This window comes from Nannocystis punicea (genome assembly GCF_026965555.1).
Classification (GTDB): domain Bacteria; phylum Myxococcota_A; class Polyangia; order Nannocystales; family Nannocystaceae; genus Nannocystis; species Nannocystis punicea.
In genome coordinates, this window is record NZ_CP114040.1 from 3,543,218 (window position 1) to 3,561,029 (window position 17,812).

Genomic DNA, 17,812 nt, shown 5'->3' on the forward strand with positions numbered 1-17,812 from the left:
AAGAGACAGGTGCGAGCGGGGGGTCGAGCGCGTGGCGGACGAGGTGCAGGCGTTCGAGCCATGAAGGCGTCGCCGAAGTTCCTGTCGATCGCGGACCGGTGACGGCGGGCAGGGTCCCGCGAGGTTTCTTGGCGGGGTGATCTTGTCTCTCGAGACATGCTCGATCGGGCATGTCTCGGGAGACATGAGGGAGAGATCACGCAGCGTCGAGCGGGATGCAGTCGACCCGGTGGCGATAGACGGCGATGAGGCGGGCGCCGTCCGGGGTGACCAGGAGCCTGCGCGCGCCGTGGCCGGCGGAGACGACGTCGGGGCCGACGAGCTCGGCGAGCTCGGCGGACTCGAGGTCCCAGCGCTCGATGGTCTCCGCGGCCGTGAAGACGCGCCGGCCGTCGGGGTGGGCCGCGATCGCGGTGAACAAGGCGTGCGTGGGGCCCGGGAGGTCGGCGACGGGGCGGGCGTGGTCAGGGTCCCAGACGAGGAGCCCGTTGCGTGGATCGGCGTCGGGGGTGGACATGTAGCGACCGCGCCGCTGGAGCAGCAGGCGGCCGTCGGGGAGAAAGACCGCGGGGGCGTACGTGTGCGGCAGCGCTGTTTGAGGGACGAGCGAGGGGAGCGAGAAGAGGGTCGGCGAGAGGGGGGATTCGTCGCCGACGAAGGCCGTGAGCCACGCGCCCGAAGGCGCCAGGGCGAGCCCGGAGACGATGTTTTGGTAGGGGATGGTCAAAACCTCGCCGTCGCCGACGGTGACGTATTCGCCGCCCCCGGGCGAATGGTAGCCGAGGCAGAGCGACGATTCGAGGTCCCAACAGACGAGGGCCTCGTCGTCGGCGTTGGTGACGAGCCGGGCTCCGTCGGGGGTGACGCAGAGGTGCCGGATCGGGGCGCGGTGCGCTCGCCAGCCGCCGCACTGCTGCCGGGTGGCGAGGTCCCACAGGGCGACGTTGCCGTCGCGGTGGCCGACGAAGAGCCGCCGGCCGTCGGGGTGCGCGGCGATCTTGCAAACGGAGGGCGGCGAGGGGACCGCCGGGCCCAGACGCTCGCCGCTGGCCAGATCGACGACGAAGGGCGCTGCGGGCAGCTCGAACTCCGGGTCGGGGCCCTCGACGCCGAGGACGACGGCGCGGTCGGGGCCGAGCGGGGCGGGAGGCTGGAACTCGGCGGGGTACAGCTCGTCGGCGCCGCTCATCCACACGACACGGCCGTCGACGAGGTCGAGCAGCGCGAGGGTGGCGAAGTCGAGGAGGACGAGGGCGCGCCGCCCGTCGGGCAGGAGGGTGAACGACTCGATCGCGCCGCCGTCGGGATTGATCACCTCGATCGTGGTGGGGCGATTCATGGGCGGTCGCGAATGCGAGGAGTCAATGCGGGCAGGCCAGCGAGTGGGTGGCCACGCCCTCGCCGTAGATCTTGTGGTCGGGGAAGCGCTCGCGCAGGTGTTCTTCCAACTTGCGGGCGACCCGCCAGGTGGCGCGCTCGTTCTGCCGCACGATCGTCATGGCGTTGCCGCCGCGAGTGCGGCGCAGGGCGTCGACGAGGCCCGCGCCGCCCTCCGCGAGCCAGTCCTGCAGGTCGGTGGTGGCGGCGGGGACCGTCCCGCACGGCTTCCACGCGCCGGCGAGCGGCTCGGTGCGGTAGCAGCAATGGTTGACGACCGCGTCGCCGGTGAGCTCGCCGTCGATCTCGATCTCGAACACCGAGAAGTGATCGAGCAGGCGGGTCAGGACCTCCTGGCGGCGCAGGACCTCGGCGCCGGAGGTGGTCGCGGTCGCGGCGGCCTGCTCGGCGGCGGTGCGCAGCTGGTCGAGGGCGGCGCGCAGCTCGGTCTGGGCCTCGGTCGCGCGCGCGAGCTCGGCGCGCGCGGCCTCGGCGTCGGCGCTGGCGTCGGCCTCGGCTTGCCGTAGACGCGCGAGCTCGCCGGGGTCGACCTGCTGCGCGCGCAGCCGCTGCAGCTCGGCCTGCAGGGCCGCGGCGGTGTGCGTGGAGGCGTCGAGCTGGCCCTCCTGAATGGTGGCGAACACGAACAGGACGACCATGAACACGTCGAGCAAGGGCAGGAGGTCGAGGGCGTGGCGACGGCGACGCTTCACGGCCCGGACCCCTCGGGCCTGTGCTCGAGGCCTTCGAGCAGGGCCTCGCGGACGTGCTGGGAGGCGCGCTCCAGCAGGCTCTCGCACGCGCCGGCGACCAGCGACAGGGCGATCGCGCCGATGAGGCCCCAGAAGGTGGTCCCGAGGGCCATCGGCAGGCGCGCGCGGAAGCCCTCGAGGTCGGTCGGATCGGCGCTGACCAGCGCGAACACGGTGCCGAGGATCCCGAGGTGCACCGACAGCTGGGCGAATCGCTCGACCCAGCCGATCCGCTCGCCGAGGCGGATCAGGGTGCGCGCCGCGGGCTCGACCTGCTGGCCGCTGAGGAGGCGGGCGAGCTCCTCGAACGACAGGTCGACCACGGGGGCCGACTCGAGGCGGCGGCGGATCGGGTGATTCTCGGCCAGCTGGGCGCCGATCTTGCGCAGGACGATGAGTCCGCCGGCGAGGACGTCGCGCTGGCGGGCCGCGCCGCGCAGCCAGCCGAGGGAGAGGCCGGTCATGGCCAGCGCCGCGGCGAGGACGACGATGCTGAGCGGGTCGAACAGCGCCTGCCAGAACACGCGCTACTCCGATACGACCTGGGCCTTGATGCCGCGGCCCTGCAGGCAGGTGCGCAGGCCCTCGACGGCCCGCTGCGCCCCGGCGGTGGCCTCGATCTCGACGGCGGTGCCGGGGGCCTGCTCGGCGCACCATGTGTCGCAGGCCTGCAGCGGGCCCCTGCCGTCGAGGCGGCACTGCTCGCCCTGGACGACGACGCGGACCCTGGCGTCCGCCTGTGCCGTCGGCTTCGCGGTCTCGGCCGCGGTCTGCTTGCGAATGGCATTTGCAGACAACCCGAGGCCGACGAGGCAGCCGTTGAGGTAGGCGGCGACGAGGCCGACCAGGGCCGTCAGTAATGCGAGGAAACCGACGCGGCTTGGACGAGGACGGTCGCTCACTGCTGCGACGATGACCTACCCGGTGGCGCCGCGCAACCACGTGGGTGGGTTTGGGACGACCAGGCTCGGCCATCGGCGTCGCTTCGTGGCGGCGCTGCGAGGCCTCGGGGGCTCGTGGCTGCAGCCCGGGGCGACCTGCGCGGACGAGCCCCCGTGCGAGCGCCTACGCAGGCGAACGCGGCCGCGAGGGCGCTTGCGGCTGGGATCTCCGCCAGAGTGCGCCATCGGGGGTGAGCGCATGTGGTGTGACTACATTCGTGCCTCGGCGGGCCTGCTGGCGCTGGCGGCCTGCGGCGACAGCGGCGGCCGCGGCGACGGCGGTTCGGCGGCGACCGTGACGATCACCTCGACGGGGCGCCGGTGGCCCGGAACACGTTTACCAAGGTCGGGGCGTCGGAGTGGGAGGTCGCGCGCGTGCCGGCCGACGACGGCGTCCACGTGCTCACCGGCGACCAGCCGTTCGGGGTGATCGACGAATACGACTCGTACGCGTACCCGGGCGGGCTCGACCAGAAGCAGCTCGACCCGCAGGGGTAGGCGTGCAGGACATGTCCTGCGGGACATGTTTTCTCAGGCATGTCCCGCAGGACATGCCCGGAGGGGCAGGGCCTAGAAATAGCCCTCTTTCTTCTTCTGCTCCATGCTGCCGGCCTCGTCGTAGTCGATGAGGCGGCCCTGGCGCTCGGAGTGGGTGGCGACCAGCATCTCTTCGATGATCTCGGGGACGGTGGCGGCGGGGCTCTCGATGGCGCCGGTCAGCGGGTAGCAGCCGAGGGTGCGGAAGCGGACCTTGCGGAGCGTGGGGACCTCGCCCGGGAGCAGGCGCATGCGGTCGTCGTCGACGGCGATCAGCGCTCCGTTGCGCTCGATGCAGGGCCGCTCGGTGGCGAAGTAGAGCGGGGTCAGCGGGATCTGCTCGAGGTGGATGTACAGCCACACGTCGAGCTCGGTCCAGTTCGACAGCGGGAACACGCGGATGCTCTCGCCCGGGTTGACCTTGCCGTTGTACGTGTCCCACAGCTCGGGCCGCTGGTTCTTCGGGTCCCACTGCATCTGCTTGTTGCGGAACGAGTAGACCCGCTCCTTGGCGCGCGCCTTCTCCTCGTCGCGGCGGGCCCCGCCGAAGGCCGCGTCGTAGCCGCCCTGGCGCAGCGCCTTGACCAGCGCCTGCGTCTGCATGGCGGCGCTGTACTTCGGGGTCGGCGTGTCGAACGGGTTGATGCCCTCGGCCAGCGCCTCCTCGTTGGTGTAGACGATCAGGTCCATGCCGTGGGTCCGGGCGAACCAATCGCGGTACTCGAGCAATTCGCGGAAGTCCCAGGTGGTGTTGATGTGCAGCAGCGGGAACGGCAGCGGCGCCGGGTGGAACGCCTTGCGCGCGACGTGCAGCATGCAGGCGGAGTCCTTGCCGCCGCTGAACAGGAGGACCGGCCGCTCGAACTCGGCCGCGACCTCGCGGATGATGTGAATGCTCTCGGCCTCGAGCTGGCGCAGGTGGGTCAGCGTTTGCGACATAGGTCTTAAAGGTCAGGTCGGAAAGAGCAGGTGGGCGGCCGCCTCGGCGCAGCCCCAGGACAGGGTGACGCCGGCGCCGCCGTGGCCGTAATTGTGGACCACTCGGCCGCCGGCCCGCGTTTCGGCCTCGAGGCGGACGGTGGGGCGAGCAGGGCGGAGGCCGACGGCGACCGACAGGACCTCGGCGCCGGCCAGCGCGGGCTCGAGGCGGGCGCAGCGGGCGATGATGCGGGGCGTCAAGGCGGGGTCGGGCGTGGTGTCCTCCTCGCGCTCGTCGGCGGTCCCGCCGAGGACGACGTCGTGGCTGCGCGGGACGACATAAGTGATCCCGCTGCCGCTGTGCTCGTCGATCCACACGCGAGAAATGCCGGGGTTACGCACCCTCACGATCTGGCCCCGCACTGCGTACATCGACGGATCGGGGACGAGCTCGCGAGCGCCGAGGCCGGTGCAATCGACGACGAGCGGACAGTCGCCCACGGCCTCGTCGAGGCTCGCGTAGGCGTGGACGGTCAATTCGCCGCCGGCCGCCTCGACCTGGCGCATGAGCCAGGGCAGGTAGACCGAGGTCTCGATCACGAAGGAGGTGAATCGGTGGCCCGCGCCGTAGCCGGGCGGGAGGTCGGCCGCGGGCACGAATTCGAAGTCGGGCAGGTCGCTGGCCCAGGCGGGCGGCGGGGCCTCGTGCGGGAACACCTCGACGGTCTCGCGGCGCAGGACGCCGGCCTCGGGGGCGCTGCGCGTCAGCTCGGCGAAGCGCGCGTAGCTGACGCGGGCCCACGGTGCCACCATCGCCTCGGGATAGGCGCGATAGGGGTACCAGAAGGCCGCGGCGACGGCGGAGGTGGTGCCGGCGACGTAGGCCCGGGCGGCCACGCGGACGCGCTTGCCGGCCCGCAGCAGACAAAGCGCGGCGGTCAGGCCCGCGACGCCGCCGCCGAGCACGAGGACCTCGGGGGCGGTGGATTGCGCGCTGGGGCGGGCGGCCATGCGGGCGATGAATGTAGCCGACGGGCGCGACTGCGGGCAGTGGCGTGCGGGGTGCGTCAGGCCGCGGCGTGATTCTGCATGCGCAGCGTCACGTGTCCGCGCCCGGCGGTGGGGGCTCGGGGCCGCCGCCCGGGCGTCCGCGAGCGCAGATTCTCTGCTGCCGCCCGTCGAAATTAGCGCTTGAAGCCCGGGGGAGGGATTGCCTAGGGTGGAACTTGGACAAACCCCATGATCCTGCCGTTCGCCGTCCTTCGATCGCACCCCGGGGCACTCTGCATCGGGGTGTGCCTGTTGAGTTCGAGCGCGGTCGCCGCTCCTTTCGTGCAGCCGCCCGCTGCGCCGGGAGCGCCGGAGCCGCAGGCGTGGCGGGCAGCTCCGATGATTCCGCCGGCCCAGCAGGGGCTCGACCTGACCGACCGAGTGCGGGCGAGCGAGGCGGGGCACGCCCAGGCCAACGTGTTCTTCCTGAATTACGACGGCGTGACCCTGAACCAGGGCGGGCAGGACAATTCGGCCACCAACACGACGGTGTTCAACGAGTTCGCGACCACGTATCAGCCGTACGGGGCCGGCAACAAGCGCGCCGCGTCGCTGCAGGCGGTCAAGGCCGACTGGGCCCCGTACGACGTGACGATCACCGACGTGCGGCCGAACGGCGGGCTCTACACGATGTGCGTCAATTCGCCGACGAACATCTTCGGCGGCGGAGTGCTCGGGGTGGCGCCGCTCGATTGCAACGACAACATGGCGGCCAACATCGTGCTGGCGTTCCACAGCGCCAATGACGAGTTCTCGGCGGCGACCCAGGCGACGACGATGAGCCAGGAGATCGCCCACGCGTACGGGCTCGAGCACGTCAATCAGCCGAACGACATCATGAACCCGTACAACGCGGGCGGCGATCCGAGCTTCCTCGATCAGTGCCTGAACCTCGACGGCGGCGGCAACCCGATCCAGTGCGGGGCGCAGCACAGCCAGTTCTGCGGCAACAACCAGCAGAACTCGCACCAGGAGCTGCTGTGGCTGTTCGGCACCGCGACGCCGGACCCGACGCCGCCGACCGTGGCGATCACGAACCCGAAGAACGGCGACCAGTTCCCGGCGCCGGCGACGATCACGATCGTCGCCGAGGCGAGCGACAACATCGGGGTCGCCGAGGTCAATCTGTACATCGACGGCATGAATCAAGGCGCGCCCGATTCGACGCCGCCGTATCAGTGGTCCGACGCGACGTTCCCCGAGGGCACCTATTGCGTGGCGGCGCAGGCGATCGACGACGAGCCCAATACGGCGATGTCGCCGGAGGTCTGCTTCACGGTGGTGAAGCAGAATGAGGGCACCACCGGGCCGTCGAGCACGAGCACCAGCGGTGAGCCGCCCGATCCGACTACCGGGGACCTCCCGACCACCGGCGGCGAGACCGGCAATCTCGAGACCGGTGAGCCCGAACCGGAGCCGGAGGAGGACGACAGCGGGAACGGCGACGAGGGCGGGGTCGGGTTCTCCGACTCGGCCGCGCTGCCGCCCGGGTTCGGCCAGGACGGCGGCGACGAGGGCTGCGGCTGCGCCCAGCCGGCTCGACCGGGCGCCGCGGGCCTGGGGGTGCTGGTGGCGCTGGGGCTGCTGCGGCGGCGCCGGCGCGGCTGAGGGGGGCGAGGGCTCAGGGGTCGAGGCCCGCCGCGCCAGGGGTGCGGTGGGTTTTCTCGCGCCTGCAGATCGCGTGAAGTGCGCAGTGAACGTTGTCAACGCGTGCACGGCGCGTAGACTGTGCGGAGAATGCTTGGCGCGGCGAGCGCTGCGCAAGAATTTGCGCAGGCTCACACCGCAGGCCCAATTCCCTCCAAGACGGCTCGGGGACCCGCGGAGCGCCGGCGGAATGTCCGCACCGCACGAATGGTCGTTGTGCGGGCGAAAATAAGGCTTGAAGGCGGTGGCATGGATTGCCTATTGGGAATGTCGTACCGGAGTGAGGCACATGACATTCACCACCGACCGCCGTGCGCGCATTGTCGTCCTTTCGCTCGCCACCTGTCTCTTGAGCAATGCTGCGGGTGCAGCGCCGTATGTGCAGTCCCCCGCGGCGGAGGCTGCGCCCGAGCCGGAGCCGACGGGCGTGCGCGCGGCGCCGCTGTCGCCGCCGGCGAGCATGGAGGCGACGGGGCGGATCAAGGCGAACGTGCCGCCGACGGCCGCCGGCCAGGCGATGACCAATGTGTTCTTCCTGAACTACGACGGCGTGAAGCTGAAGCACACCGGCAAGGACGACGCCAAGAACGACGAGACGGCGTTCGAGGAGTTCGAGGCGGACTTCAAGCCGTACGGCGAGGGCAGCAAGCGGGCGGCCTCGCTGCAGGCGGTCAAGGCCGACTGGGCCAAGTACAAGGTGGTGATCACCGACGAGCGGCCGGAGGAGGGCGAATACACGATGTGCGTCAATTCGCCGACCAACGTGATCGGCGCCGGCGTGCTCGGGGTGGCGATGCTCGACTGCGAGGACGCGAAGATCGCGTCGAACGTGGTCCTCGCGTTCCACAGCGCCAAGGACAAGTACTCGGCGTCGACCCAGGCGACGACGATGAGTCAGGAGATCGCCCACGCGTACGGGCTCGAGCACGTCAACGAGCCCGACGACATCATGAACCCCTACAACGCCGGCGGCGACCCGAGCTTCCGCGACGAGTGCCTCAAGCTCGACACCAACGTGCCGGTCCGCTGCGGCGACCAGCACAAGCAATTCTGCGACAAGGGCCAGAACTCGCACGCCGAGCTGATGTGGCTGTTCGGCGCCAACGAGCCCGACCCGACCCCGCCGACGGTGGCGATCACGAGCCCGCAGGACGGCCAGGAGTTCACCGCGCCGGCGGCGGTGACGATCACCGTCGAGGCGAGCGACAACGTCGGCGTGGCCCAGGTCGACCTCTACGTCGACGGTGTCGACCAGGGCGCGCCGGTGACGACGCCGCCGTACGAGTGGAAGGACGCGACCTTCCCCGAGGGCTCGTACTGCCTGACCGCGGAGGCGCGCGACGACGAGCCCAACGTGACCATGTCCGACCCGGTGTGCTTCACCGTGGTGACCCAGAGCGAGCCGGGCGAGAGCGAGACCGGCGAGGCGCCGGACGGGACCAGCGGCGGGCCGATGCCCGCGCCCGGGGCGGAGACCGGCGAGGGCGACCCGCAGGGCGGCGAGACGACCGGCGCGCCGGAGACGACCGGCGATTCGCAGGGCGAGGGCGACAGCGACTCCGGCGATTCGACGGGCGAGGCCTCGACCGGCGGCGGCAGCACCGACAGCGGCGGTCCGGTCGTCCCGCCGGGCCCGCTGCTCCCGCCCGGCTGGGGCCAGCAGGACAGCGACGACGGCTGCGGCTGCTCGCAGGAGCCGAGCTCCGGCGCGGCCGGCCTGGTGGTGCTGCTGGGGGCGTTCGTGGCCCGGCGCCGGCGCCGGCGCTGAGCTGTCCCGCGGGACAGGCGCGAGTTTCAGCCGTCCTGAAGGGTGGTCCGACGAGCGGGCTGCATCGCCGGACTCACCCTTCAGGACGGTCTTTTACCCGAAGCTCCGCGAATGAGTTTAGCTGCCCCGAAGGACAGGCTCGTCGCGCGCACGACAGATCTGTCCTTCGGGGCAGGTTTTTTGAGAAAGCGCGGCGCTAGTGGACCTTGTCGGGGTGCATCGGCGTGCACTCGCCGCTCGGCATGCACTCGAGCGGCCAGCCCTGCTCGGACATCTCGCCGAGGGTCTGCGCGCCGGCGCAGTCGGTCCGCTCGTCGCAGCGCGTGAGGCAGGCGCCGGCGCGGCACACGTACGGGTAGCAGTCCGCGAGGGCGCCGTCGGCCTGCCGCACCGTCTTCCGGTCGAGGCATTCGGCGGGGCCGAGCGACGGCGGGGTCGCAGGGGTCGCGGTAGGGACCTGCAAGGTGAGCTCGATGCGTCGGTTCTTGCGCGGGTCGTCGCCGAGCGGCCGCTGGGCGCCGTAGCCGCGGGCGAGGAGCTGCGTCCAGCCGACGTCCTTCGCCAGCAAGTAGCGGGCGATCGCGTCGGCCCGCCGACAGGTGAGGCAGCCCTTGCTCGTGGACTCGTCGGAGTGGACGGCGATCTCGAGGGTCACGGCGCTGTGGCGGAGCAGGACGTCGACCAGCCGATCGAGGGCGGGCCGTGACTTTTTCAATTCGAGCTCGGCGCTGTTCGGCCGGAAGCTGATGCCGTCGACGATCCCGGTGATGGCGGTGACCTCCGCCGGGACCTCGTCGGGACAACCATCGGCGTCCTCATAGCCGTTGACGGTCTCGGGCGCGTCGGGGCAGAGGTCGATCAGATCGGCGGGGAGCGCCTCGGCCTCGGTCCCGGTCCCGGCGGGGGCAGGGGCGGGCGCGGGCGTGCTCGACGGGGCCGGCGCAGGGGCAGGCGCGGGCGTGTTCGACGCGGCGGTGACCGGCGGAGCGGGCGGGTCGGGGTTCTTGGCGGTGCACGCTGCCGCCAGCAATGAGCCGAGGAGGAGGCGCACCATGGCGGCGAGGATAGCCAAATTCGCGGCGCGAAGCCGAGCCCGTCGGCCTCCTGGACGCTCGTAGTCGCCGGCTCAGGCGCGGCCGGATCGGTGGCGCCGTCGGGGGCTTCGTGGTCCGGAGACGAGCTGTCCGTCGGGACAGGGTGAGCATCGGCCGCCTCGAAGGGCACGTCCGGCGCGCGGGCTGCATCGACGGCGTCGGGTCGCAGGGCGAGCGCTCGCTCGATCGCGCCTGTGCGACGGCTCTGGCCTTCGGGACAGGTCGACAGCGATCGCAGAGAAGATGGCCTTCGGGACATGTAGAGCGATCGCTGCGCTCTCGAGCGACACGCGTCAGGGCGACGCTTTCACCGGTCCTCCGGCCTGCGGGACGACCCACTGGGGCGCGCCGTCGGCGATGAAGGCGGCGCGCTCGCTGCCGTCGGCGGCGAGGAAGCGGATCCGGTCGCTCTCGACCGTCACCGTGCCGACGCCTTCGCGCTGCATGCGGAGCTCGTGGCCGACGATGTGCACGGCGGCTCGCTCGTCGCCGACGCGGATCTCCCGGGCCATCAACAGGCCGAGCTGCTCCTGCGTGCTGCTGTTGCTGTACCCGCCGCCGCTGCCGCAGGTGACGAGCGCGAGCAGCAGGCCGACCAGGCCGAGAGTCGACAGGCGCAAGCGGCGGACCGTGGCTTCGAGGGCGAAGATGCGGGCTTCGAGCGCGGCAGACGGCGTGTTCATGGCCGCCATGACATAGCGGCGATCGCGGCCGCCGGGCAAGGGAGGACCCCGGGGCTCGTCCGCGCGCGGCGAGTCGGCGCGCGCCGCCGGCCGCCGTCACGGCGTCGACGCGGCGCAGGAACCAGATGTCCCGAAGGACAGGTCAGTCGCCGAGGGCGACGGGCAGGGTGCTGATCACGCCGTGGGCGCCGGGGCCGAGGCCGAGCGCGCGCAGCTCGGCGGCGACCGGGCGCAGCTCGTCGACCAGGCCGACGGCGACCTGGACGTCGGCGCTGACGGTCTCGCTGTTGTCGTTGCCGCCGTCGAGCAGCGAGCCGAGCAGGCCCTTGTCCGCGGGGTAGACCTTGAGCTCGATGTCGGCGTCGGCGGCCAGACCGGCGGACTCGCGGGCCAGGCGGAGGGCGACCGGCCAGCCGCCGAGCTCGTCGACGAGGCCGAGCTCCTTGGCGTCGGCGCCGGTCCAGATCCGGCCCTTGGCGACCTCGCGGACCTTCTCGATCGGCAGGCCGCGGCCCTCGGCCACCTTGGTGGTGAAGTCGACGTAGACGCGGTCGAGCCAGGCCTGGAAGCGCTGCCAGCCGTGCGCGCTGTAGTCGTGGGTGTCGCTGAAGAAGTCGCTGTTGGCCGAGCTGCCGATCGCGTCGTAGGTGACGCCGAGGCGCTCGAACAGCTGGCGCGTGAGCATCTTGCCGCCGAGCACGCCGATCGAGCCGGTGATCGTGCCGGGGTGGGCGACGATCTTGGTCGCGTGCATGGCGACGAAGTAGCCGCCGGAGCCGGCGACGTTGCCCATGCTGACGATCAGCGGCTTGTTCGCCTGCTTGGCCCGCACGGTCTCGCGCCAGATCGCGTCGGAGGCGACGTAGGAGCCGCCGGGGCTGTCGACGCGGAACACGATCGCCTTGACCTCGGGGTCGTCGATGGCGGCCCGCAGCGCCGCGGCGACGGTGTCGGAGCCCATGGTGGCCTCGCGGAACAGCGGGTCGAAGCTGCTCTCGCCGCGCGCGACCGGGCCGATGCCGTAGACGACGGCGATCCGGGACCCGCGCTCCCACGGGCTGCCGGCGCGCTCGAGGTAGCGGTCGTGCCACAGCAGCTCGGCGCCGTCGCCGGCGCGCGCCTTGACGGCGGCCATGACCTCGTCGCGGTAGCCGAGCTTGTCGACCAGGCCCGCCTTCTCGGCCTCGGGGCCGAGGAACGGGCCGCGGTCGACCAGCGCGCGCACGGCCTCGGGCGCGAGCTTGCGGCCGTCGGCGATGCCGGCCACGAACTGATCGAACATGCTCTTGAGGACAGCCTGGCTGGCCTCCTTGTGCGCCGGGGTGTAGGCCCGCTCGGTGTATTGATTGAGCGCGTTCTTGTACTCGTAGCGGTGGTCCATGCGGACCGCGATGTCGAGCTTGTCGAGCGCGCCGCGGAAGAAGGTGCCCTGCATCATCAGGCCGTTGAGGCCGATGTCGCCGGAGGGCTGCAGCCAGATCTCGTCGAACGCGGTCGCGAGGTAGTAGCCCTGGTTGCCGGGCCCGAACTCGCCGAAGGTCTCGGAGAAGGCGACCGCGAACTTGCCGCTGGCGCGGAAGCCGGCGATCGCGTCGCGCAGCTCCTGGGTGCGGGCGAAGCCGGAGCCGGCGCCGCCGACGTGCGCCACCAGACCGGCCACCCGGTCGTCGGTCTTCGCCTTCTCGAGCGCGGCGACGAGGTCGTCGACGGTCGGCCCGCCGCCGCCCAGCGCGCGCGCGACCGGGTCGGCCGCCTGGTGCTCGAGGAAGGGCCGCTCGAAGTCGATCTCGAGCACGGTCTTCGCCGGGACGCCGGGCCCGCCGCAGGCGCAGCGGACCGAGACGGTGAAGAGCGCCAGCAAGGCGACGGCGGTGGACAGGACGCCGATGACGGCGAAGAACCGGAGGGTGCGGGACGGTCGAGTCATGCCGATGTCGCTGGAGGTGCCGGACCGCTGCGGGCCCGCGCGGAGGAGCGCCGGAGGCGCCGAGCTCAGGTGGCGGCGGCGGCCCCGGACGGCGACTCGTCGTCGTTGTCGTCCTTGGCCGTCATGCGTGAGACCGCCGCGCCCTCGCGCAGGGTTTCACCGAGCTGCTTGGCCCAGCCGTCGAGGTCACCCATGGTGCTCTCGAGCTGGGTCTTGCTGAGCGTGATCGACTCCATGATCTCGCGCAGCATCTCCTTGGCCCGCCGCAGCCGGCTCTTGACAGTGCCGCTCGGGATCTCGAGCACCGTCGCCACCTCGGTGGCCGACATGTTCTCCCAGTAGTGCAGCTCGAGCGCGATCTGCAGGTCGATCGGCAGGCGCCGCAAGGCCTCGTGCAGCAGCTTCTGCTCGTTGTGCTTGGCGACGACGGTGCTCGGCGACGGGTCGAGGTCGAAGAAGGACTTCGACTCGATGTCCAGCTCGTTGTTGAGCTTGCGCCGCCGCCGGTAGTGCGCCAACAGCTCGAGCCGGGCGACGCCGAACAGGTACGTGCGGAAGGTGGAGGCGCCGCGGAAGCGGTCGCGGGTCTCGACGCACGCGAGCAGGGTCCGCTGCATGACCTCGTCCGTGTCGTCGCCGACCTTGTTGCGCAAGAACCGGTGGATGCTCTCGAAGTGGCGGTCGAACAGCTTGCTGCCGGCCTGCAGGTCGCCGCGCCGCCAGGCGTCGAGGAGCTCGAAGTCGTCGGACATCCCCGCGACGGTAGCACGGCGAGGCCGCTCGTTCGGCGGAACGAGCGCGTAGAGCCGGATCACGCGCGGGGAGCGGGGGAGAAGCCGGCGCACGCGCACGCGTCCGCAGGTCGCCCCGCGCTCGCCGGGGCGCGACGCCGGTGACCGCCGGAGCCGATGAAAGGGGCGAAGACGTGAGGTCTGCAGCATCGGCAAGCCCGAGGTCTGCAGCGTCGGATGGGCCGGATGGGCCGCGCGCGAGCTCGCGTGGCCGCGGTCCGTCGGAGGACGCACGGCGGCGGGCAGCGTCCGTCGGGTCATGAGGCCGCCGGCGCAATTGCACCGCAAGGAGATCGTGAGGGGCGCCCGTCGGGGGACGCACGGCCGCGGGGCTGCCGGCGCGATCGCACGGCGGCGGGGCTGCGGACGCAGGCGAATTCTGTGCGGATGCAACCTCCGTCGGTCCGCAGGGCGCGCCGGTGTCAGGAGGAGAGGAGCGCGAGCAAGAACTGCGCGACTCAGGCGGGCAGCGCCGGCGCGAGCAGGTCGGCGAAGCAGTCCGGGTGTTCGACGCCGAGCGCTCGCAGGGCCCCGCGCGGGACGTCGCCGCTGCGGCCGGCGAGCCTGGCCAGGCGCAGCTCGGCCGCGGCCTGATGCGCGGCCATGCCGGCGGCCGCGAACGCGTCGCCGGCCGTCTGCAGCAGGATCTGCGCCGCCGCGTGGTCGCCGGCGAGGTGGCGCAGGCCGGCGCGCAGGAGCGCGGCGTGGCCGAGGGCGCCGTCGCGCTGGAGGGTCTCCGCGGCGCGCTCGACGGTCTTGCGCAGGCCCTCGCGCGCGCCCGACGGCGGGCCGGCGGCGAGGGCGGCGAGGGCGGTGCGACCGGTCAGCTCGGTGGCCTGGATCCGCAGCGGCAACAGGTGGGCCAGGCCGCTGCGAGCCAGCGCCGGGGCGGCGGCCTCGACGACGCTCCACGCGCCGAGCGGATCGCCGGCGGCGAGCAGGCCGTGGGCCTCGGCGCCGAGGATCTGGAGGTGCTGCATGTGGAAGGCGCGGGGATCGGCGGCGGGCCAGGCGGCGGCGGACTCGGCGGCGAGCGCCTGGGCGCCGATCGGGTCGCCGTCGACCGCGGCGAGCCAGGCCGCCAGGGAGGCGCAGGCGACGTGGGCGGCGCGGTCGTCGGCGAAGCGGGCGGCCGTCAGCAGGGCCGGGACCTCCTCGAGCAGCGCGTCGTAGCGGCCGAGGTGGGTGAGCGCGCGGAACTGGCACAGTCGCGCCAGGGTCGACAGGCCCGGGAGCTCGGGCGCGTGCAGGGTGCCGGCGCGCAGCAGCGGCCCGGCGAGCGCCAGCGCGCGGGTCGGCGAGCCGCCGGCGGTCTCGGCCAGCAGGTCGACGAGGTCGCACAGGTCGGCGATGCCGGCGGCCCCGGTGGTGCGGGCGAGGGCGCGCGCGGAGGCGAGGAGCGGGTCGATCTGGGCCCGCGAGCGCGCGCCGCCGGGAGCGAGGAGGCAGGCCTCGAGGGCGAAGGCGCGCGCGACCCGGCGCGGCTCGCCGGTCCGCAGGGCCAGCAGGAGGTGGCGCGCCTGGGCGTCGGCGGCGGCGCTGGGGTCGACGACCAGCGTCGACAGGGCCGCGGCGAAGCAGAGGTCGACCCGCGCCAGCTCCATGCGGTCGATGTCGGCCTCGGCGCGGGCGGTGAAGTCGAGGCCGCGGACCATCCGCTGGCCGCGGCGCCACAGCGCGCCGAGCTTGTCGCGCATCGAGGCGTCGCCCGAGGACAGGCCGGCCGACACGAGGGCGGCGGTGAGGACCTCCTGGCCGCGGGCGAGGTGGCCGGCGGTGATGAACTGGGCCGCGGCGGCGCCGACGAGGGTCAGGTCGCCGGCCGGGTCGCCGCCGGTGCGGGCGGACAGGTAGGCCTCGGCGGCCTCGCGGCTGTGGCCGGCGCGGGCGAGGGTGTCGCCGAGCTCGCGCGCGAGCGCCGGGGCGGCGCCGGGCGGGGCGAGGTCGCGGGCGACGCGGAGGAAGGCGGCGGCGCGCAGGAAGTCGTCGGCGTCGCGGTAGAAAGTGGCGGCCCGGCGGGCCAGGGCGAGCGCGCGGGCGGTGTCGCCGGCGGCGCGCAGGTGCTCGATGAGGGCGAACGGGTCGGTCTGCGGGTCGCGCTCGAGGGCGGCGGCGAGGCGGCCGTGGAGCTCGCGCAGGGCCGGGCCGTCGAGGCGGAGCAGCACGGCCTCGCGGGTGCGCTCGTGCTGGACGTCGAGCACGAGGTCGCCGGCCTCGCCGAGCAGGTCGGAGCCGGCGGCGGTGAAGCTGCGGACCAGGCCCGCGGCCTGCAACTGGTGGAGGTCGGCGAGCCCGGCGTTGCCGGCGTTGCCGGTGAGGCCGGCGACCGCGAACGCGACGCCCTGGGCCAGCGGACGCCCGGCCACCGCCAGCACCTCCAGCAGGCGCCGCTGGGTCGCGGTGAGGCGGGAGATCCGGATCTCGATCAGCTCGTCGAGGGTGACCTCGGGCGCGCTGCCGGCCCCGTGGGCGACGAAGCGCGCCAGCTCGTGCAAGAGCTGCGGGCTGCCCCCGGCCTCGGCGGCGACCCGGCGCAGCCGCTGCGGCGGGGTGTCGGGCCCGAGCAGGATCTCCGCCAGCGCGTCGGTCTCGTCGGTCGCCAGCGGCGGCAGCTCGACCACCTGTACCGAAGAACCTGCCTGTTCGACCATGTCCTTGAGGACATCCAAGGCGCGCAGCGCCGGGCTGTCGCTGTCCTCGCTGCGGTAGCTGGCGATCAGCAGGGCGCGCGGGGCCGCCGGCGGGCGCAGCAGCTCGGCCAGGGCGCGCACGCTGTCGCTGTCGCCCCACTGCAGGTCGTCGATCCACAGCACCAGCGGGCGACGGGCGCCGAGGCCGAGGAGCAGCCGCCGGAGGGCGCGGAAGGCCGGGGCGTCGGGGCGCAGGGCGGCCCGGAGATCGCGTCGAGTGGGGATGGCCGAAGGGACAGGTGTGACGGCCGCCACGGCCGGGGCCTGGTGGAGCACCGGGAACAGCGCGACCAGCGAGTCGATCTCGGGCGGCAGGACGGCCGCGACCTCGGCCTCGTCGCGCTGGCGCAGCTGGCGGGCCAGCGCGTCGACCAGGCTGTCGAGCGCCTTGTACGGGACGGTGTCGCGCTCGTAACAGCGCGCGCGCAGCAGGGCGGCGCGGTGGCGCAGGCCGTCGGTGACGTGGCGGATCAGCGCGCTCTTGCCGAGGCCCGCGCGGCCGTGGACGAGCACGACCGCCGGGCCGCACTCGGCCGCGGGGCTGGCCGGGTCGGCATCGGCGACCGGCTGGGCGGCCGTCGGGGGCTGCTCCATGGCGTCGAAGGCGGACCGGAGCGCGCGCACCTGGGCCGCGCGGCCGACGAAGCTGCGCGCGCCGACGTGGGTGGCGGCCGGCGAGAGGTAGGCGGCCGCCTGGACGCGCTGGATGTGGCTGCGGTCGCTGTGGAACAGGGCCAGCAGCTCGGACGCGCCGGGCCTGACCTTTGGGTCAGGTTGGAGCAGGCGCACGCAGACGACGTCGAGTTCGTCGGGGATCCCGGCGACGACGGTGCGCGGCGGGGGGGGCGCGGACTGCTGCTTGCGCTCCATCATCCGCGCGAGGTTCTCGCCGGAGTAGGGGACGCGGCCGGTGAGCGCCATGTAGAGGGTGGCGCCGACGCTGTACCAGTCGCTCGCGGGCGTGCGCGCGCCGCCGACGGCCTGCTCCGGGGCCATGTACGCGGGGGTGCCGACCACCAGGCTGCCGGCCGTCGACTCGAGGGTGCCGACGGTCTCCTCGCCGACGAAGCCGAAGTCCATGAGGACGACGCGCCCCTCGGGGGTGACCATGACGTTGGTCGGCTTGATGTCGCGATGCAGCTTGTGACTCTGGTGGAGCGCGAACACGCCGTCGACGAGCTGGGCGAACACCGCCCGCAGGCGCGCGAAGTCGGTGACGGGGGTGGCCGTGGGCGCCTCGGGAGCGGTCTCCACGCCCCAGAGATACGTGAGCAGCGGCGAGCCGCGGATGAGCTCCATCGTGAAGAAGTACTGCTCGTGGTCGCGATACATCTTGTGCAGCTCGACCAGGTTCGGGTGCGACAGGCGCGACAGGGCCCGGAACTCGCGCTTGAAGAGCGCCAGTGCGCGCGCGCTCGGGGCCCGCAGCGTCTTGAGGGCCACGTTCTCGCCGCGACGGGGGTCGAAGGCCTCATACACGATGCCCATCGCGCCCGAGCCGAGCACCTTGATGATCTCGAAGTTGCCGAGGAGCACCGGCTGGTGCGGCTGCTTGAACACCGCGGCGCGCATCAAGGCGCGCAGTCTGTCCGCCTCGAGGTCGGCCACGCCTGCGCGAGCACCTTAGCACGGGACCG

At 72.8% G+C, this 17,812-nt stretch carries 14 protein-coding genes; 3 read left to right on the top strand and 11 right to left on the bottom strand.

What is annotated here, in order from left to right:
- Nucleotides 1-196 precede the first annotated feature (196 nt).
- The 4 genes from O0S08_RS13565 to O0S08_RS13580 are packed head-to-tail and all read right to left on the bottom strand — an operon-like array spanning nt 197 to nt 3,031.
- Nucleotides 197-1,339 carry a WD40 repeat domain-containing protein gene (locus O0S08_RS13565; RefSeq protein ID WP_269039534.1) on the bottom strand — a complete coding sequence of 381 codons (1,143 nt, stop codon included), beginning with the start codon at nt 1,337-1,339 and terminating at the stop codon, nt 197-199.
- A 22-nt stretch (nt 1,340-1,361) separates the two neighbouring features.
- Complete coding sequence (locus O0S08_RS13570; protein ID WP_269039535.1) at nt 1,362-2,090, bottom strand: hypothetical protein; 729 nt, start codon at nt 2,088-2,090, stop codon at nt 1,362-1,364.
- On the bottom strand, nt 2,087-2,653 hold the full coding sequence (locus tag O0S08_RS13575; RefSeq protein WP_269039536.1) for a hypothetical protein: 567 nt from the start codon (nt 2,651-2,653) through the stop codon (nt 2,087-2,089). Before O0S08_RS13575 ends, O0S08_RS13570 begins: the two co-directional genes overlap by 4 nt.
- Nucleotides 2,654-2,656: 3 nt before the next feature.
- Nucleotides 2,657-3,031, bottom strand: coding sequence for a hypothetical protein (locus tag O0S08_RS13580; RefSeq protein WP_269039537.1), 375 nt, complete (start codon nt 3,029-3,031; stop codon nt 2,657-2,659).
- 360 nt (nt 3,032-3,391) lie between these two features.
- Here O0S08_RS13580 and O0S08_RS13585 point away from each other — a divergent pair, with 360 nt between their 5' ends.
- On the top strand, nt 3,392-3,568 hold the full coding sequence (locus O0S08_RS13585; protein WP_269039538.1) for a hypothetical protein: 177 nt from the start codon (nt 3,392-3,394) through the stop codon (nt 3,566-3,568).
- Nucleotides 3,569-3,640: 72 nt separating this feature from the next.
- On the opposite strand, the gene cysD is transcribed toward O0S08_RS13585, so the two are convergent.
- Complete coding sequence (gene cysD, locus O0S08_RS13590) at nt 3,641-4,546, bottom strand: sulfate adenylyltransferase subunit CysD (RefSeq protein WP_269039539.1); 906 nt, start codon at nt 4,544-4,546, stop codon at nt 3,641-3,643.
- 12 nt (nt 4,547-4,558) lie between these two features.
- On the bottom strand, nt 4,559-5,536 hold the full coding sequence (locus O0S08_RS13595; RefSeq protein WP_269039540.1) for an FAD-dependent oxidoreductase: 978 nt from the start codon (nt 5,534-5,536) through the stop codon (nt 4,559-4,561).
- Nucleotides 5,537-5,764: 228 nt separating this feature from the next.
- Here O0S08_RS13595 and O0S08_RS13600 point away from each other — a divergent pair, with 228 nt between their 5' ends.
- Together O0S08_RS13600 and O0S08_RS13605 are read left to right on the top strand one after the other, a co-directional pair.
- Nucleotides 5,765-7,183, top strand: a complete 1,419-nt coding sequence (locus O0S08_RS13600; RefSeq protein WP_269039541.1) for an Ig-like domain-containing protein — start codon at nt 5,765-5,767, stop codon at nt 7,181-7,183.
- 328 nt (nt 7,184-7,511) lie between these two features.
- The gene (locus O0S08_RS13605) at nt 7,512-8,990 is read left to right on the top strand and encodes an Ig-like domain-containing protein (protein WP_269039542.1); all 1,479 of its coding nucleotides are present in this window, start codon (nt 7,512-7,514) and stop codon (nt 8,988-8,990) included.
- A 196-nt stretch (nt 8,991-9,186) separates the two neighbouring features.
- Here O0S08_RS13605 and O0S08_RS13610 read toward each other — a convergent pair whose 3' ends face one another.
- From O0S08_RS13610 to O0S08_RS13630, 5 genes are all read right to left on the bottom strand, one after another.
- Nucleotides 9,187-10,044 (bottom strand): OmpA family protein, encoded by an 858-nt coding sequence (locus O0S08_RS13610; protein WP_269039543.1) that lies wholly within the window; start codon nt 10,042-10,044, stop codon nt 9,187-9,189.
- 333 nt (nt 10,045-10,377) lie between these two features.
- Nucleotides 10,378-10,767: a hypothetical protein gene (locus O0S08_RS13615; protein ID WP_269039544.1), complete on the bottom strand. Its 390-nt coding sequence runs from the start codon at nt 10,765-10,767 to the stop codon at nt 10,378-10,380.
- 142 nt (nt 10,768-10,909) lie between these two features.
- Nucleotides 10,910-12,694, bottom strand: coding sequence for a signal peptide peptidase SppA (gene sppA / locus O0S08_RS13620; RefSeq protein WP_269039545.1), 1,785 nt, complete (start codon nt 12,692-12,694; stop codon nt 10,910-10,912).
- Between the two features lie 65 nt (nt 12,695-12,759).
- Nucleotides 12,760-13,446 (bottom strand): RNA polymerase sigma factor, encoded by a 687-nt coding sequence (locus O0S08_RS13625; RefSeq protein WP_269039546.1) that lies wholly within the window; start codon nt 13,444-13,446, stop codon nt 12,760-12,762.
- Nucleotides 13,447-13,943: 497 nt separating this feature from the next.
- A complete protein-coding gene (locus O0S08_RS13630) occupies nt 13,944-17,783 on the bottom strand; it encodes a serine/threonine-protein kinase (RefSeq protein ID WP_269039547.1) in 3,840 nt (1,279 codons plus the stop codon).
- Nucleotides 17,784-17,812: the final 29 nt, after the last annotated feature.

What these genes read in the sequence shown, in the direction of transcription:
- O0S08_RS13565 (WP_269039534.1), bottom strand. Translation starts at nt 1,339, where the DNA reads ATGAATCGCCCCACCACGATCGAGGTGATCAATCCCGACGGCGGCGCG.
- cysD (WP_269039539.1), bottom strand. Translation starts at nt 4,546, where the DNA reads ATGTCGCAAACGCTGACCCACCTGCGCCAGCTCGAGGCCGAGAGCATT.
- O0S08_RS13595 (WP_269039540.1), bottom strand. Translation starts at nt 5,536, where the DNA reads ATGGCCGCCCGCCCCAGCGCGCAATCCACCGCCCCCGAGGTCCTCGTG.
- O0S08_RS13600 (WP_269039541.1), top strand. Translation starts at nt 5,765, where the DNA reads ATGATCCTGCCGTTCGCCGTCCTTCGATCGCACCCCGGGGCACTCTGC.
- O0S08_RS13605 (WP_269039542.1), top strand. Translation starts at nt 7,512, where the DNA reads ATGACATTCACCACCGACCGCCGTGCGCGCATTGTCGTCCTTTCGCTC.
- O0S08_RS13610 (WP_269039543.1), bottom strand. Translation starts at nt 10,044, where the DNA reads ATGGTGCGCCTCCTCCTCGGCTCATTGCTGGCGGCAGCGTGCACCGCC.
- O0S08_RS13615 (WP_269039544.1), bottom strand. Translation starts at nt 10,767, where the DNA reads ATGAACACGCCGTCTGCCGCGCTCGAAGCCCGCATCTTCGCCCTCGAA.
- sppA (WP_269039545.1), bottom strand. Translation starts at nt 12,694, where the DNA reads ATGACTCGACCGTCCCGCACCCTCCGGTTCTTCGCCGTCATCGGCGTC.
- O0S08_RS13625 (WP_269039546.1), bottom strand. Translation starts at nt 13,446, where the DNA reads ATGTCCGACGACTTCGAGCTCCTCGACGCCTGGCGGCGCGGCGACCTG.